Annotated in this window: 14 protein-coding genes; 6 read left to right on the forward strand and 8 right to left on the reverse strand. The window is 57.7% G+C overall.

Annotated elements, in window-relative coordinates; all coding sequences use genetic code 11:
- Positions 1-14: 14 nt before the first annotated feature.
- The 3 genes from mreD to ACOZ42_RS14400 all read right to left on the reverse strand — a co-directional run bounded on the left by mreD (position 15) and on the right by ACOZ42_RS14400 (position 2,567).
- The gene (gene mreD / locus ACOZ42_RS14390) at positions 15-596 is read right to left on the reverse strand and encodes a rod shape-determining protein MreD (RefSeq protein WP_131070921.1); all 582 of its coding nucleotides are present in this window, start codon (positions 594-596) and stop codon (positions 15-17) included.
- A complete protein-coding gene (gene mreC, locus ACOZ42_RS14395; protein ID WP_131070922.1) occupies positions 580-1,461 on the reverse strand; it encodes a rod shape-determining protein MreC in 882 nt (293 codons plus the stop codon). The genes mreD and mreC overlap by 17 nt, the downstream gene beginning before the upstream one ends.
- Before the next feature lie 62 nt (positions 1,462-1,523).
- On the reverse strand, positions 1,524-2,567 hold the full coding sequence (locus ACOZ42_RS14400) for a rod shape-determining protein (RefSeq protein ID WP_003801946.1): 1,044 nt from the start codon (positions 2,565-2,567) through the stop codon (positions 1,524-1,526).
- A 272-nt stretch (positions 2,568-2,839) separates the two neighbouring features.
- Here ACOZ42_RS14400 and gatC point away from each other — a divergent pair, with 272 nt between their 5' ends.
- The 3 genes from gatC to gatB are packed head-to-tail and all read left to right on the forward strand — an operon-like array spanning position 2,840 to position 6,135.
- The gene (gene gatC, locus ACOZ42_RS14405; protein WP_003801948.1) at positions 2,840-3,148 is read left to right on the forward strand and encodes an Asp-tRNA(Asn)/Glu-tRNA(Gln) amidotransferase subunit GatC; all 309 of its coding nucleotides are present in this window, start codon (positions 2,840-2,842) and stop codon (positions 3,146-3,148) included.
- Between the two features lie 9 nt (positions 3,149-3,157).
- Complete coding sequence (gene gatA / locus ACOZ42_RS14410) at positions 3,158-4,678, forward strand: Asp-tRNA(Asn)/Glu-tRNA(Gln) amidotransferase subunit GatA (protein WP_426345294.1); 1,521 nt, start codon at positions 3,158-3,160, stop codon at positions 4,676-4,678.
- Entirely contained in the window at positions 4,678-6,135 is a 1,458-nt protein-coding gene (gatB, locus tag ACOZ42_RS14415) for an Asp-tRNA(Asn)/Glu-tRNA(Gln) amidotransferase subunit GatB (RefSeq protein WP_003801953.1), read from the forward strand. The genes gatA and gatB overlap by 1 nt, the downstream gene beginning before the upstream one ends.
- Positions 6,136-6,226: 91 nt before the next feature.
- Here the strand turns inward: gatB and pyrE are convergent, their stop codons facing one another.
- On the reverse strand, positions 6,227-6,901 hold the full coding sequence (gene pyrE / locus ACOZ42_RS14420) for an orotate phosphoribosyltransferase (RefSeq protein WP_426345295.1): 675 nt from the start codon (positions 6,899-6,901) through the stop codon (positions 6,227-6,229).
- Positions 6,902-6,953: 52 nt separating this feature from the next.
- Positions 6,954-7,844: a LysR family transcriptional regulator gene (locus ACOZ42_RS14425; RefSeq protein WP_131070923.1), complete on the reverse strand. Its 891-nt coding sequence runs from the start codon at positions 7,842-7,844 to the stop codon at positions 6,954-6,956.
- Positions 7,845-8,046: 202 nt separating this feature from the next.
- Here ACOZ42_RS14425 and ACOZ42_RS14430 point away from each other — a divergent pair, with 202 nt between their 5' ends.
- The 3 genes from ACOZ42_RS14430 to ACOZ42_RS14440 all read left to right on the forward strand — a co-directional run bounded on the left by ACOZ42_RS14430 (position 8,047) and on the right by ACOZ42_RS14440 (position 10,184).
- Positions 8,047-8,448 (forward strand): DoxX family protein, encoded by a 402-nt coding sequence (locus ACOZ42_RS14430; protein ID WP_003801958.1) that lies wholly within the window; start codon positions 8,047-8,049, stop codon positions 8,446-8,448.
- Positions 8,449-8,507: 59 nt separating this feature from the next.
- A complete protein-coding gene (locus ACOZ42_RS14435) occupies positions 8,508-9,308 on the forward strand; it encodes a DODA-type extradiol aromatic ring-opening family dioxygenase (RefSeq protein ID WP_219235133.1) in 801 nt (266 codons plus the stop codon).
- Positions 9,309-9,389: 81 nt separating this feature from the next.
- Positions 9,390-10,184, forward strand: a complete 795-nt coding sequence (locus ACOZ42_RS14440) for an exodeoxyribonuclease III (protein ID WP_003801962.1) — start codon at positions 9,390-9,392, stop codon at positions 10,182-10,184.
- Positions 10,185-10,207: 23 nt separating this feature from the next.
- Here ACOZ42_RS14440 and ACOZ42_RS14445 read toward each other — a convergent pair whose 3' ends face one another.
- From ACOZ42_RS14445 to ACOZ42_RS14455, 3 genes are all read right to left on the reverse strand, one after another.
- Positions 10,208-10,537 carry a c-type cytochrome gene (locus ACOZ42_RS14445; RefSeq protein WP_003801964.1) on the reverse strand — a complete coding sequence of 110 codons (330 nt, stop codon included), beginning with the start codon at positions 10,535-10,537 and terminating at the stop codon, positions 10,208-10,210.
- Between the two features lie 198 nt (positions 10,538-10,735).
- Positions 10,736-11,881 carry a copper-containing nitrite reductase gene (nirK, locus tag ACOZ42_RS14450; RefSeq protein ID WP_003801966.1) on the reverse strand — a complete coding sequence of 382 codons (1,146 nt, stop codon included), beginning with the start codon at positions 11,879-11,881 and terminating at the stop codon, positions 10,736-10,738.
- 206 nt (positions 11,882-12,087) lie between these two features.
- The gene (locus ACOZ42_RS14455; RefSeq protein ID WP_003801969.1) at positions 12,088-14,370 is read right to left on the reverse strand and encodes a nitric-oxide reductase large subunit; all 2,283 of its coding nucleotides are present in this window, start codon (positions 14,368-14,370) and stop codon (positions 12,088-12,090) included.
- Between the last annotated feature and the right edge of the window lie 528 nt (positions 14,371-14,898).

The following is a 14,898-nucleotide window of genomic DNA, read 5'->3' on the forward strand; positions in this document are numbered from 1 at the left end:
GGCCGCCCATCCCGTCAGGACGAACCGGAGTCGGACTCGTCCAGACGCCGCTGCGGCAGGAACAGCACGCTATCGGCCAGGGGCCACAGGGCGGCGGTCAGCAAGGTGCCGCCCGCCCACTGCCAGCCGGACCACTCCCCCACCAGCCAGGCGTGCAGGACGCGCACCAGCAACTGGGCCAGCAGCATGACGATTGCCATGTGCAAAAAGTGGGTCCACATGCCGAAATTCAAAATGCGCTTGCGTAACAGCAAGGCGCCGTACACCACCAGAATATAGGTCAGCGCATGCTCGCCCAAGAGGCTGCCATCGTGTACATCAACCAAAATGCCCAGAAAAAACGCCAGGGACATGGGGACACGACGTGGCTCATGGACCGCCCAAAAAGCCAGCACCAGCATGAGCAGGTCCGGTGCAAACGGCAACAGTCGCCAAGGCAACATGGAGCCCAGCCACATCAAAAGAATCGATCCCCAGACCAGCCAGGGGCTGGACGCGCGCGAGAAGGGGCTGCTGTCGATGGGCTGCAGGCTGCTCAGGTTGGACGCCCGGCTTGTGCGGTTGGATGTGTCGGGGGACTCAACGCGGCGCGTCATGGGCTTCGTCCTGTTCAAGCGGGCGCTCGCTCTCGGGCACCAGCAAAATCAGAAAATGGCGGTAGCGCTCAGGATGCGACAAAGGCGTGACCAAGGCCAGGGCAAAGCCCGAGGCGTCATCGCGCTCAATGCTGCTGACGATACCCACGGGCAAGCCGGCAGGAAACAAGCCCCCGATCCCGCTGGTAATCAGGGTGTCGTTGGGCTCCAGATCCACATCGCTGGTCAGGTACCGCACTTCCACCTTGCCGCCCGGATTGCCCCCAAAAGCGATCAGACGCAGGCCGTTGCGCAGCACCTGCACCGGTACCGACACCTTGTCGTCGGTAATCAAGGCCGCCTCTGAGGTAAAACGCGTGACACGCACCACCTGGCCCACCACCCCGCCCTCATCAATTACCGGCATGCCCGGGCGAATGCCGCTGGAAGAGCCTTTGTTGAAGATCAGATGGCGGGCATACCCGTTGGGCGGCTCATACAGCACTTCCACGGCTACCGACGGTTGCGTCACGGCATCAGCCACCTGCAGTAGACGGCGCAATTGCTCGTTTTCGGCAGACAGCTGGGCGGCATGGGTGGAGAGCTGAGCCAGCTCGATACGCTGGCGTTGCAAGGCTTCTTTTTCGGAACGGGCAGTTGAGGCCGCATCCGTCCAGCTGCTGAAGTAAGTGACCAGATCACGGGGAGCGAGCATGACACGCTGAAAAGGGTACAGAACAGCAGCGACAGCCTGCCGCACCGGTTCGAGCACCGCAAAACGCGCATCCGTAATCAACAAGCCCACCGCCAGCACCAAAAGAGCGGCCAGACGCAGCTCAGCGGATGAGCCGCGCCTAAATAGCCGGATGGAGCCTTGTTCTCGCATTACTCAAACACTCGATCGCTTGCCTTCCACTGGCAGACCACGCCGTGGAGCCCAAGCAAAGATCAATCGTAAATAAATACGGACTCCAGACGCTCCAGATGTTCCAGAGCCTCGCCGCAACCCCGTACCACGCAGGTCAGAGGATCTTCAGCCACCACCACAGGCAGGCCGGTCTCTTCTTGCAACAGACGATCCAGGTCATGAACCAGGGCACCCCCGCCGGTCAGGACAATACCTTTATCGGTAATGTCCGCACCCAGCTCAGGAGGAGTTTGTTCCAGCGCAGTTTTAACCGCAGAGACAATTTGATTCAGGGGGTCGGTCAACGATTCAAGAATCTCGTTGGACGAAACGGTGAAACTACGTGGCACCCCTTCGGACAAATTGCGACCCTTGACTTCAATTTCACGAATTTCGGTGCCGGGGAAAGCAGAGCCAATCTCTTTTTTGATCAGCTCGGCCGTGGGTTCGCCAATCAGCATTCCGTAATTACGGCGGATGTAGTTGATAATCGCTTCGTCGAACTTGTCGCCACCAACGCGCACCGAACCCTTGTAAACCATACCGCCCAGGGAGATGACGGCCACTTCGGTGGTACCACCACCAATATCGACCACCATGGAACCGCTGGCATCAGAGACCGCCAGGCCCGCACCGATTGCGGCGGCCATGGGCTCTTCAATCAGATAGACCTTGCTGGCACCGGCACCCAATGCGGATTCTTTGATGGCACGGCGCTCCACCTGGGTCGAACCACACGGCACACACACGATAATGCGCGGGCTGGGGGCAAACATGCTGCGTGGGTGAACCATGCGGATGAACTGCTTGAGCATCTGCTCGGTGACGGTAAAGTCCGCAATCACGCCATCTTTCATGGGCCGGATGGCTTCAATATTGCCAGGCACCCGACCCAGCATTTGCTTGGCCTCCTGCCCGACGGCCTGAATGATTTTTTTACCATTAGGTCCGCCCTCATGGCGGATGGCTACAACGGACGGTTCATCCAGTACGATACCCTTGCCGCGTACATAAATAAGGGTATTGGCCGTACCGAGGTCGATTGCCATATCGCTGGAAAAGTAACTGCGTAGGAATCCGAACATGGGCGCGCAAAGTGTAAAGTGTTTGGGGAAAAAAGGCAGGTAAATTCGGCGCGGAACTCAAGCGTAGAACGACAGGCACAAGAACCAGGCAACGAATTCAAAAATACCTGGGAAGGAAACGGTCAATGATAACTTATAATTGCTCTACATTAGGACTGTTTTAATGGTCAGTTAAGTTCTGTAACCCCCGCATTTGCTGTAAAAGTGCCAAACTGTCCTTAACTGACAGATTTCCGCTTTTTTTTATTACTCATTTTCCAGTACCCACCCACATGTCTATCACTGAACAGGATGTTGCCCGTATAGCGCAACTGGCGCGCCTTGATCTTTCTGCTGAACAAGCCTCCCAGGTCGAGCACGATTTGACGCGCATCCTGGGCCTGATCCAGACTTTGCAAACCGTTGATACTCAAGGCGTTGAGCCAATGGCCCACCCCTTGTCCGCCCGCCAGCAGATCAGTCTGCGCCTGCGCGAGGACAAGGCTCTGCCGTCCGGCACGGTCGAAAGCCGCCAGGCCATGATGCGCAACGCCCCCGCCGAGCAGGATGGCCTGTTTCTGGTGCCCACGGTCATCGAATAAAGCAAAACCATGTCTTTTACCCCTGAATTCGCGACGATTGCAGCGCTACGCCACGCTCTGCACAACAAAACCGTCAGTGCCCGCGAGCTGGCCCAGCATGCGCTGGACAATAGCGCCCGCCAAAAAGCGCTTAACGCCTTTGTTCAGCAGGACCCTGACCTGACTCTGGCCCAGGCCGATGCCGCAGACGCACTGATTGCCCAGGGCAAGGCCGGCCCACTGACCGGCATCCCCATCGCACACAAGGATCTGTTTGTCACCAAGGACTGGCAGACCACCGCCTGCAGCAAAATGCTGCAAGGCTACCTCAGCCCCTTTGACGCTACGGTCGTCACCAAGCTGCAGGCAGCCGGCACAGTCTCCCTGGGCAAACTGAATTGTGACGAGTTCGCCATGGGCTCTCGCAATGAAAGCTCGGTATTTGGCCCGGTGCGCAACCCCTGGGATCATTCCATGGTTCCCGGCGGCTCCTCAGGCGGCTCTGCTGCCGCAGTGGCCGCAGGCCTGGTCGCCGGGGCAACCGCCACCGATACGGGCGGCTCCATTCGCCAGCCCGCCGCCCTGTGCGGCGTCAGCGGCATCAAACCCACCTATGGCACGATTTCGCGCTTTGGCATCATCGCGTACGGCTCCAGCCTGGATCAGGCCGGCCCCATCGCCCGCAACGCGCGCGATTTGCTGGATTTGCTGGAAACCATGTGTGGTTTTGACCCGCAAGACGCCACCAGCCTGGAATTTTGCGACGATCAGCCCAATACTGGAGCCCGTATTCGTCAGGAATTTGAACAGCACCAGTCGCAGCAAGACGCGCGAGGCAGCCAGCCCCTGAAAGGCGTGCGCATTGGAGTGCCTGCGCAGTTCTTCGGTCCTGGCCTGGACCCGGCCATCGCCGATGCGATCGAGGCCGCGCTGAAAACCTACGAAAGCCTGGGTGCGGAACGCGTCACGGTGCAACTGCCCTTGACCGAACTGTCGGTTCCCACCTATTACGTCATCAGCCCTGCTGAAGCCTCGACCAACCTGTCGCGCTTTGACGGGGTGCGTTTTGGCCACCGCGCCAGCCAGTACACCGACCTGAACAGCATGATCTCGCGTTCCCGCTCGGAAGGCTTTGGCCCTGAAGTCGTGCGCCGCATTCTGGTCGGCACGTATGTGCTCTCGCACGGCTACTACGACGCTTACTATCTGCAAGCTCAACGCGTGCGCCGCATGATTGTGGACGATTTCCAGAAAGTCTTTGAGCAGTGCGACCTGATTCTGGGCCCTGTCACGCCCGCTCTGGGTCGCAAGCTGGGCGCCACCATCGAGGACCCCACCACCGACTGGCTGGGCGACGTCTATACGCTGGGAGTCAGCCTGGCTGGCCTGCCTGCCATGTCCGTTCCCTGCGGCTTCAGTCAGGGCGAACGCCCCTTACCCATCGGCCTGCAGATCATTGGCAACTACTTCCGTGAAGGCCAGTTGCTGGCCTTTGCCGACCGCTTCCAGCAAGTCACCGACTGGCATCAACGTCAACCAGGACAACAATAATGGAATGGGAAATTGTGATCGGGCTGGAAACCCACACCCAGCTCTCGACCGAATCCAAAATCTTCTCCAGCAGCAGCACCCGTTTTGGTGCGTTGCCCAATACACAAGCCAATGAAGTGGACATGGCGTTGCCCGGCGCCTTGCCCGTCTTTAACCGTGGCGCAGCTGAACGGGCGATTCGCCTGGGCCTGGCCGTGGGCGGACGCATTGCGCGACGCTCCGTATTCGAGCGTAAAAACTATTTCTACCCGGATCTGCCCAAGAACTATCAGATCAGCCAGATGGAAATCCCGGTGGTCAGTGGCGGCACCATCAGCTTCATGCTGGACGGCGAAGAAAAGACCATTAATCTGACTCGCGCCCATCTGGAAGAGGACGCCGGCAAATCCCTGCACGAAAACTTCCGGGGCCCCCACGGCGAATCCAGTACCGGGATCGACCTGAACCGCGCCGGGACCCCGCTGCTGGAAATCGTGTCCGAACCCGAAATGCGCTCGGCCGCCGAAGCGGTGGGCTACGCCCGCGCCTTGCACAGCCTGGTGGTCTGGCTGGGCATTTGCGATGGCAATATGCAAGAAGGCTCGTTCCGCGTGGACGCCAACGTGTCAGTCCGTCCCAAAGGCCAGAAAGAATTTGGCACCCGTTGTGAGCTGAAGAACATCAACTCCTTCCGTTTTCTGGAGCGTGCCATTCAATACGAAGCACGCCGCCAGATCGAACTGATCGAGGACGGTGGCAAGGTCATCCAGGAAACCCGCCTGTACGACTCCGACCGCGACGAAACCCGCAGCATGCGCAGCAAGGAAGATGCCCACGATTACCGCTACTTCCCCGACCCGGATCTTCCCCCCCTGTTTATCAGCGAAGAGTGGATCGAGCAGGTTCGTCAGGACATGCCCGAGCTGCCAGCACAAAAACTGGCCCGCTTCGAGCAGGAGTTTGAGCTGAGTCGCTACGACGCCTCGCAACTGACCGTGGACCGTGCAACCGCCGACTTTTTTGAGGCAATTTTGCAAGCAGGCGCCAAGAGCAATGCCAAACTGGCTGCCAACTGGATTCTGGGCGAGCTGTCCGCCGCCTTGAACCGCGAGGAAATTGGCATTGAACAATCCAAAGTCAGCCCGGCCCAACTGGCCCAGTTAATTGCCCGTATTGCCGACGGCACCATCTCCAACAAGATTGCCCGCGACGTGTTTGCCGCGCAATGGGATGGCGAACTCAATGGCGATGTGGATGCCATCATCGAAGCACGCGGCCTCAAGCAGATCAACGATGTGGGCGCTATTGCCGCCATGGTCGATGAGGTGCTGGCCGCCAATCCGAGCATCGTTGAGCAGCACCGTGCCGGCAAACCCAAAGCCTTCAATGCCCTGGTCGGTCAGGTCATGAAAGTGGCCAAGGGCAAAGCTAATCCGCAGCAGATCAATGAAATGCTCAAGCAAAAGCTGGATGCCTGAATCTGGATGCAGTGCTGAGCGGATACAAAAACACCAGGCTTGGGCCTGGTGTTTTTTTTGTGCAGTACCGACACAAACCTGCGTGTGACGATCAGACGCCGTAACGATCCCGGTAGGCCTTGACCTGAGGAGCATGAGCGGCCAGCGTGGTGTCATCTGCCAGCACCGCCATGATGTCCGCCAAAGACGCAATGCTGATGACTGGAATACCGTAGGTCTGCTCTACTTCCTGAACTGCCGAATGAGCGGACAGTTCCTGATCATTGCCCGCCCGCTCCATGCGATCCAGTGCGATCAATACAGCAGCAGGTTGCGCACCAGCCGCCTTGATGATCTGCATGGATTCACGCACCGAGGTGCCGGCAGTAATAACGTCATCAATAATCACCACCTTGCCTTGCAAAGGAGCGCCTACCAGGGTGCCGCCTTCACCGTGATCTTTGGCCTCTTTGCGGTTAAAGGCAAAGGGCACGTCACGCTCACCGATTTTAGGGTGCTCGGCAAGGGCGATGGACGTAGCCGCTGCCAATGGAATGCCTTTGTAGGCGGGGCCAAACAACATGTCAAAGGACACGCCCGAATCGAGCAGGGCCTGGGCATAAAAGCGGGCCAGTTGCCCCACGCTGCGTCCGGTATTGAACAGGCCGGCATTAAAAAAGTAAGGGCTCAAGCGTCCAGACTTGACCTTGAACTCCCCAAAGCGCAGCACTCCCTGTTCCAGGGAAAAGCGCACGAAATTGCGACGATTATCGTTATTGGCCGACATGACAGAGTATGAAAAAGATAGAGACAAAAGCATTTTAGCGTGTTGTGAGCCATCACTTGGCAGGTTCGGCCAGTTCTTCGAGCAAGAAGTCGATAAAACTGCGCACTTTAGGCGTCAAATAGCGCCGGCTGGCATAGACTGCATGCAGTTGTTGCAGCTCTTCACGGTAATCGGGCAAGAGACGAACCAGGCGACCGGACTCCAGGTCGTCCATCACCAGCCATTGCGGCAAGTAAGCCAAACCTGCCCCACCCAAAGCGCAGTAATAGGTCAGATTCGTATTGTCAGAACGCATAAAAGGATTCAGACGTAAGGACTCCGGCCCGTCCGGCCCCAAAAACTCGAAACTGGGCTGCTGCAAGTAACTGGGACTGATGGCAGGCAAACGCATCACGTCCGCGCAGTTACGGGGCATGCCGTATCGGGCCACAAACGCAGGGCTGGCCACTAGATGAAAAGGGGTGGGACAAATCAGGCGGGCGATCTGATGGGGGGCCGGTTCGCGCATGACGCGCAAGGCCAGGTCAAATCCTTCCGCCACCAGATCCACCTTGTGATTGCTCAAGCTCAGCTCCAGCGTCACCTCAGGAAAGCGTGTTTGGTAATCCTGTAGCAATTGCGCCACTTTGCGGTTTGCAAACCACACTGGGGCAGTCAGCCGCAGCACTCCTTGCGGCTGATGCGCGGAGCCCGACAAGGCTTGTTGCCCGCGCTCCAGCGTGTCCAGTGCCTGCAAACAATAATCGAAGTAAGTCTGCCCCAGCTCGGTCAGACTCAAACGACGACTACTGCGATGAAGCAGCCGGGCGCCCAACTGTTTTTCCAGGTTGGCCAGGTGCTTGCTAACCATCGGCGCTGACATGTCCAGACGCTGAGCCGCTGCCGCAAAACTGCCCGCGGCGACGATTTCACGAAACACCCGCAGGCTCTGAATAGTATCCATGCTTTCCTAATAAGAAAGTATCTAATGAAAATAGGGCTGTTTATTTCCTGATAGTAATTGATTAAGCTTGAACGAGCGCTAACCCGATGCCTGTCTGGGCCTTGAATGGGCGGGACCAGCTTCAGGCTGAGATCGAATCTCAGGCACTCCCCGGGCCAGGTGCTTTTTTTACCGCTACCGTCAACTTTCCAAAGGAAAACACATGAACGCCCTTACTTCCAGCTGGACTCCTCGCATCCTTAGCCTGCTGCGCATCGTCACAGGCTATTTACTGCTGACACACGGTACTGCCAAGATCTTGGGCGTCCCCCAAGTGGATATGTTTGCCAACCTGCAAATCGCCTCTCTGTATGGCGTGGCAGGCATCCTGGAGCTGATTCTGGGCGGCTTGCTGGTGCTTGGGCTGTTTTCCCGCTTTGCAGCCTTTGTCGCATCCGGCCTGTGCGCGTTTGCTTACTTCATTGGTCACGCCAGCGCCAGCACCTTTGCCACTCCAATCCTGAACGGCGGTGAAGCAGCGGTTCTGTTCTGCTTTGTCTTTCTGTATCTGGCCTTTGCCGGCCCAGGCCCCTGGAGCATCGACGCAGGTCGCAGCGCCGACTGATTACCCTAACCAAGCCCTTACCCCACCCTGCCCCTCCAGGGCAGGGGTCGGAGATCATCATGACGATGCCTACCTATTTCATTTCGCACGGCGGCGGCCCTTGGCCCTGGATGCCCGAGGCGCAAACCATGTACGCCCCACTGCGTGCTGCCTTGCAGGATATTCCGCGCCAATTGGGACGCAACCCAAAAGCGATCCTGATGGTCTCCGCGCACTGGGAGGCACAGCAGGAAAACCTGCTGGTTGCTGCCGCTCCCCAGCCCAGCATGGTGTACGACTACTACGGTTTTCCATCGCACACTTACGAGATTCACTATCCGGCACCGGGCGATCCGGCGTTGGCTCAGCAAGTCTGTAATTTGCTTGAGGCCGCTGGCCTGCCCACCCGCCTGGACAGGGAGCGTGGCTTTGACCACGGCGCTTTCGTACCCGCGTATATCATCTACCCGCAAGCCAAAGTGCCGATGGTGCAACTGTCCATTCACGCCAACTACGACCCGGCCCTGCACTACGCCATGGGCGAAGCCCTGGCTGCTTTGCGGGACGAAGATGTGCTGATTATCGGCAGCGGCCTGAGCTATCACAACCTGCGCAATATGGGACCAGGCGGGGTCGAACCGTCCGCCCGGTTTGATGCCTGGCTGGACCAGAGCCTGAGCCTGCGTGACCCCGCTGCCCGCCGTCAAGCTTTGATGGACTGGGAGCAGGCGCCTGCAGCCCGTATTGCCCACCCGCGTGAGGATCATCTGGTGCCGCTCATGGTCGCCGTCGGTGCGGCTCAAGGGGATGCGGCTTACCGCTTTCACCATGAGACCCAGGCTTTTGGCGGGCTGACTGTATCCAGCTACCGTTTCGGCTGAACCCGGTAACAAGCTCTGACGGCCACTGACATGCTGACAGTTTACGGGTTAAAGTGCTGACGCTATAAGGAGAATTGCCACGTGTTACGCGTCACCTCGTTAAACGTCAACGGTATTCGGGCTGCTTTTCGTAAAGGGCTGCCCGCCTGGCTGCAAGCCCAGAAGCCCCATATTGTCTGCATGCAGGAAATCAAGATCAGCGAACCGGATCTGACACCCGATCTGACCCATCCCGGGCAGTATCACGGCCACTTTCACCATGCCCAGAAAAAAGGTTACAGCGGCGTCGGTCTGTATTTGAGCCACCAAGCAGAAGCCGTGGCCCAGGGCATGGCCTGCGACGAGTTTGATGCCGAAGGCCGAATCATCCGCGCCGACTGGAACACGCTCAGCGTCATCAGCGCCTATCTGCCCTCAGGCTCATCGGGCGATGAGCGCCAAACGGCCAAGTACCGCTTTCTGGATCATTTTGAACAGTGGATAGCGGGCCTGATGCAAGAGCACCGCGAAACAGGCCGTGAGTTCATTATTTGTGGTGACTGGAATATCGCGCACCACGAAGCCGATTTGAAAAACTGGAAAGGCAATCTGAAAAACAGCGGTTTTCTGCCTGAAGAGCGCGCTTGGATGAGCAAAGTGCTGGGCGAGCTTGCCTGGGTGGATGTCTACCGCAGCCTGCACCCCGATACCACGGACGAATGCTACACCTGGTGGAGCAATCGTGGTCAGGCCTGGGCCAAAAACGTAGGGTGGCGCATTGATTATCAAATTGCCACCCCAGGTATTGCCGCCAAGGCGCGCAGTGCAACGATCTATAAAGAAGAACGTTTCAGCGACCACGCCCCCCTGACGATCGATTACGACTGGAGCTTGTAAATGCCCCAGACAAGGCCGATGCCCTAACTGGCTTTTTCAATCATGTAGCGCACCACACTGCGCAATTGTTCATCAGTGGCTTTAGGAGCCGCACCGCGGGGGGGCATGGCGCCCTTGCCATTGATGACCACCTCCATCAAGGCGTCTTCACCTTTGGCGATCAAGGGCTCCCAACGAGCCTTGTCACCCAGACGGGGGGCATTGGCCATACCGGATGCGTGACAGACCATACACGAGGACTTGTACAGTTTCAGAGCCTCGTCGGAGTCGGCGTGGGCTGCAGGCGCGGCAGCCAGCAAAAGCAAAGCGGCCATGGCGGAGTACATCATGGTGGCGGGGCTATCGGTTCTCATGGGTTTACCCTTTAAACAGTCGGCATGAACGCATGCCCGGCTGATACGTCGTGTTTTGAACAGGGTAGCTTCGGCCCTTGGCCTGCCACCCTGCTGCCTGCTTGATTACTGCACTAGCTGTTGACTACCAAAAATCCCGAGCGAAATTGCTTTGTACACCAGAATCTCAATTCCGCACATCGGGCCCGCCTGCCTGTCTTAGGCTTTGATCGGGCCAGGAGGGCTGACTTGCTTCATCAAGTCATCGTTCCACTCGCCTTCGACCAGCACGTGACCGGCTGCGCCCAGCTCCATCGCCTCGATCAGGTTGTGGTTCACATAGGCGTACACACCGGGCTGCTTGAAGGTGTAGAGTGCCACACCAGCAGAACCACCACGAATGAACCAGGTCTCCAGGTTCTTGGCAGGAGGGTCATCAAACTTGCCCAACTCCCAGACCCAGTCGCCGTGACCGCCAATCAGGTGAGGACGGGTGTCGCGGTTGGCTTGCGAGTGGATGAACAGCACGGTTTCACCGACCTTGGCTTTCATGGCGCCGTCGCCCATCAGGGCACCCACCTTGCCGTTGAACACCACATGGCTGGGGATCAAGCCGCGCATGGTTTCCAGCGTATCGCCGTAGCTTTCAGCCGAGGAACCATATTTTTTGAAATTGCCCTTTTCGTCGCGGGGAATGTAGAGGTCAAATTCACCAATCGTGTAAACACGGTCGTAATGCAAGGCGTTGCCTGCCGGGTCCTTCAGGCCGTCGCGTGGCAATACCATGACCGTGCCATGCATGCCCTGGACCACGTGCCAGGCTACCGAGCCCTCGGGAGCGCAGTGGTACACAAAGGTACCGGTGCGATCCGCCTTGAAGCGCAAGGTGGCTTGTTCGCCAGGGTTCACGTTGGTCAGCTTGGCACCGCCCAGCGCACCAGTCGAGGCGTGAAAGTCGATGTTGTGCGGCATGGTGTTGGTGGCCGGATTCACCAGCGTGAGTTCCAGGTAGTCGCCTTCATGAACCACCATGGTAGGACCGGGCATGGAGTCATCGAACATCATGGCGTGCATGGTGGTCCCATCCCGATCGACCTCGATCTCGCGCTCGGAAATGGTCATGCGAAATTCCACGACACGTGGCTCGGGGCCGACTTTTTGCTCGTGCTTGTGGACCATGGGAGGCGCAACCAGATCCACCTTGACCCGTTCCAGCTTGGCGATCTGATCTTCCGTACGCGCTGCCAGCCAAGGCGCATTCTTTTTGGGGGCGGCTGTTTCGCGGGCTTGTACTTGCGCCGCCAACAAAGTGGTTCCTGCGGCGACACCTAGGCCAGCACTTTTCAAGAAATGACGACGTTCCATACTACCTCCGGTTTGATCCAGGCGTAATGCCTGCTGATTAAATGTTTTTCAGATCTAACAGTTACTGAATGTATTGGACCGCAAACAGACTTCGCACTCTTTGCTGCAGCGCAAGCATCTCGTAGAAGCAACAAAAAAACCGCCCGAAGGCGGTTTTTTTCTTAGACGGAATCTCACAGAAGAACAGAGTCCATCCTGGCAAGGGATCAGGATGCCTTTACTGCGCCTGCAGCATGCGCTGCGGCACTGCGACGGCCAGCCATGATACGTACCAGAACTTGCTGGAATACGAGCAGAGCACCGGCAATGAACACAACGTCACCCAAGGTGCGCCACCAGCGCAGGGACTGCAAAATCGGCTGCTGCATGAACGCTTCGCTACGTGCGTACCACATGCCCTCGGAGATGCTGGCCCAGGCCTGGATAATCCCGGCAGGCAGCAAGCTTACGAACATCATCAGAACCAGCCCCCCGTTCAATGTCCAGAACCCCCAACTCATCAGACGATCGTTGTAGCGAACCTCTGGCGAGATATAGCGCACCACCAGCAGGACAAAGCCCAGCGACAGGAAACCATACACCCCGAACAAGGCAGCATGGGCATGCAACGGTGTGGTGTTCAGACCCTGAATGTAGTAGAGCGAGATCGGCGGATTGATCAGGAAGCCAAATACACCGGCACCGAGCATGTTCCAAAATGCCACGGCCACAAAGAACATGACGGGCCAACGCAGATCGTTCATCCAGCTTGCCTGCTTTTGCATCTTCCAGTTGTGGAAGGCCTCATAACCCAGCATGATCAAAGGCACCACTTCCAACGCGCTAAAGGATGCGCCAATCGCCATAATGGGCGTGGTCGTGCCGGAGAAATACAGGTGATGCAAGGTTCCGGGCACACCGCCTACCAGAAACAAGGATGCAGCAGCCAGTCCGGCAATCGTGGCACTACGTTTGGAGACCAGGCCCAGGGTCAAGAAGATAAAGCCCATGGCAACGGTGGCAAAGACTTCAAAGAAACCCTCTACCCACAGGTGGACCACCCACCAGCGCCAGTACTCCATGATGGTGATGTTGGTATGTTCACCGTAGAACAGGCCCGTACCGTAAAAGAGGCCAATTGCCACGGTGGAAATGGTCAAGAGCACCAGCAGATGATTGTCGCCCTTGTCACGGCGCAGCGCTGGCCACATGCCACGCAACATCAGCAAGAGCCAGAAAGCCAGACCGATGAACTTGATGATTTGCCAGAAACGACCCAGGTCCAGGTACTCGTAGCCCTGGTGGCCGAACCAGAAGTTCAGTTCAGGAGGCAGGATATTCTTGATGGCAAGGAAGTTGCCGGCAAACGAGCCAATGAAAAGCACGACCAGGGCACCGAACAGCACATCTACGCCCAGGCGTTGATACTTGGGGTCCTCGCCACCGTTAATCAACGGCACCAGAAACAGACCGGCGGTTAAAAAGCCGCTGGCAATCCACAGCAGCGCAGCTTGAATATGCCAGGTGCGGGTCAAGGAGTAAGGGAACCACTGCGATACGTCTATGCCGTAAAACATCTGGCCTTCAACGGTGTAGTGTGCGGTAAACCCACCTAGAAACACCTGAATGACAAACAGGGCGACGGTCAAAAAGGCGTATTTTTTCAGCGCACGCTGCGAAGGCGTCAGACGAAACGCCAGCACCGGGTCTGTCGCGGGTGCAACCGGCGCGGCCTCCTCTTTGTGGGTGAAGGCCCAGATCCAGACCAGCAGGCCGATGCCGGCCAGCAGTAAAACAATACTGACAATGGACCAGACGATATTGGCCGTGGATGGATGGTTGTCCACCAAGGGCTCGTGCGGCCAGTTATTGGTATAGCTGACGGTCGTGCCGGGACGCTCGGTAACCGTCGCCCAGGACAGCCAGAAGAAAAAGCGGGTCATGTCCTGACGGCGCTGCAGCTCCGGCAAGGTGTTGTCCTTCATGGCAAAGCTTTCACGACTGGACTTGAGCTCAGGGGCGTCGCCAAACAGATCAATATAGTACTGAGCCGTCGTGTCGATGGCCTTGGCACGCCGCTCGCTGATCTGCAGCACACCCGTGGCCTCATCAATGCGGTTGGGACGATATTCGTCCTGCAATTCCTGACGCAAGGTAGCCTGCTGACTGCTGGTGAGCTGGTCGTAATTGAGCGAATAGGTTTGCTGCGCGGCCAGATCCAGCCAGGCCAGCGCTTCGCGGTGCAACCAGTCTGCGCTCCAGTCCGGAGCCTGGTAGGCTCCGTGACCCCAGATTGATCCCAATTGCATTCCGCCCGTGCTCTGCCAGGCAGACTGGCCGCGATGTATCTGTTCCTGTGATGTAAATTCACGTCCATCCGGGGTAAGGACCTTGACGGGCATCGGAGGTGCTTGACGATACACCTCCACCCCAGTCCAACCGAGAATGGCAAAGGTCACCATGGTGACTGCCACCAGGGACCACCATAGTTTCTTGTAGCTACTACGCATGTTGTTCTCCGTCTCGCTGATGTGTCAAACGACCTGTTCTCCCCCGGTCCTGGCCGGACCTGGGCAGGGGGTCATAAGCGGAGTGGGCACTGCCCCATCGCGATGAGTGACTGCCTGAAAAAGAATCCAGCCCGGTCTCCCGTTGCGCCATGGGCACTGCCGGGGTGCGGAACTGTTTAAGAAGACTGGCCACGGAGGCGCTGCCTGGCTGTTGCAAGCGAGCCAGAACGGCAGCATCTCCTACTGAATCCGGCGTCTCTAAGGACCCGCCAAGGAATCGATGTCTAAAAAAAACCGGCCTGTTTGCATCGTCCGGGCCGCCAAGCGGTGGACGAACCGGAGCACAAGCCGTGTAGCGATGTTCTGCTAAGTCGGGGGTCATGTCATCGTCCTTAAAAATGTATGACAAAACACTTAAAGCAAAGACCGTGCCAACTTAAAAACGATATGGATCAATGGTTCGCTTCCAAACCAGGTATAAACTACCCTAAGAAAACCGGGTATTTTTCACCATAAGGGTATTTTTCA

The organism is Alcaligenes sp. HNGD-HTN06 (genome assembly GCF_049932565.1).
GTDB classification, from domain to species: Bacteria; Pseudomonadota; Gammaproteobacteria; order Burkholderiales; family Burkholderiaceae_B; genus Alcaligenes; species Alcaligenes ammonioxydans.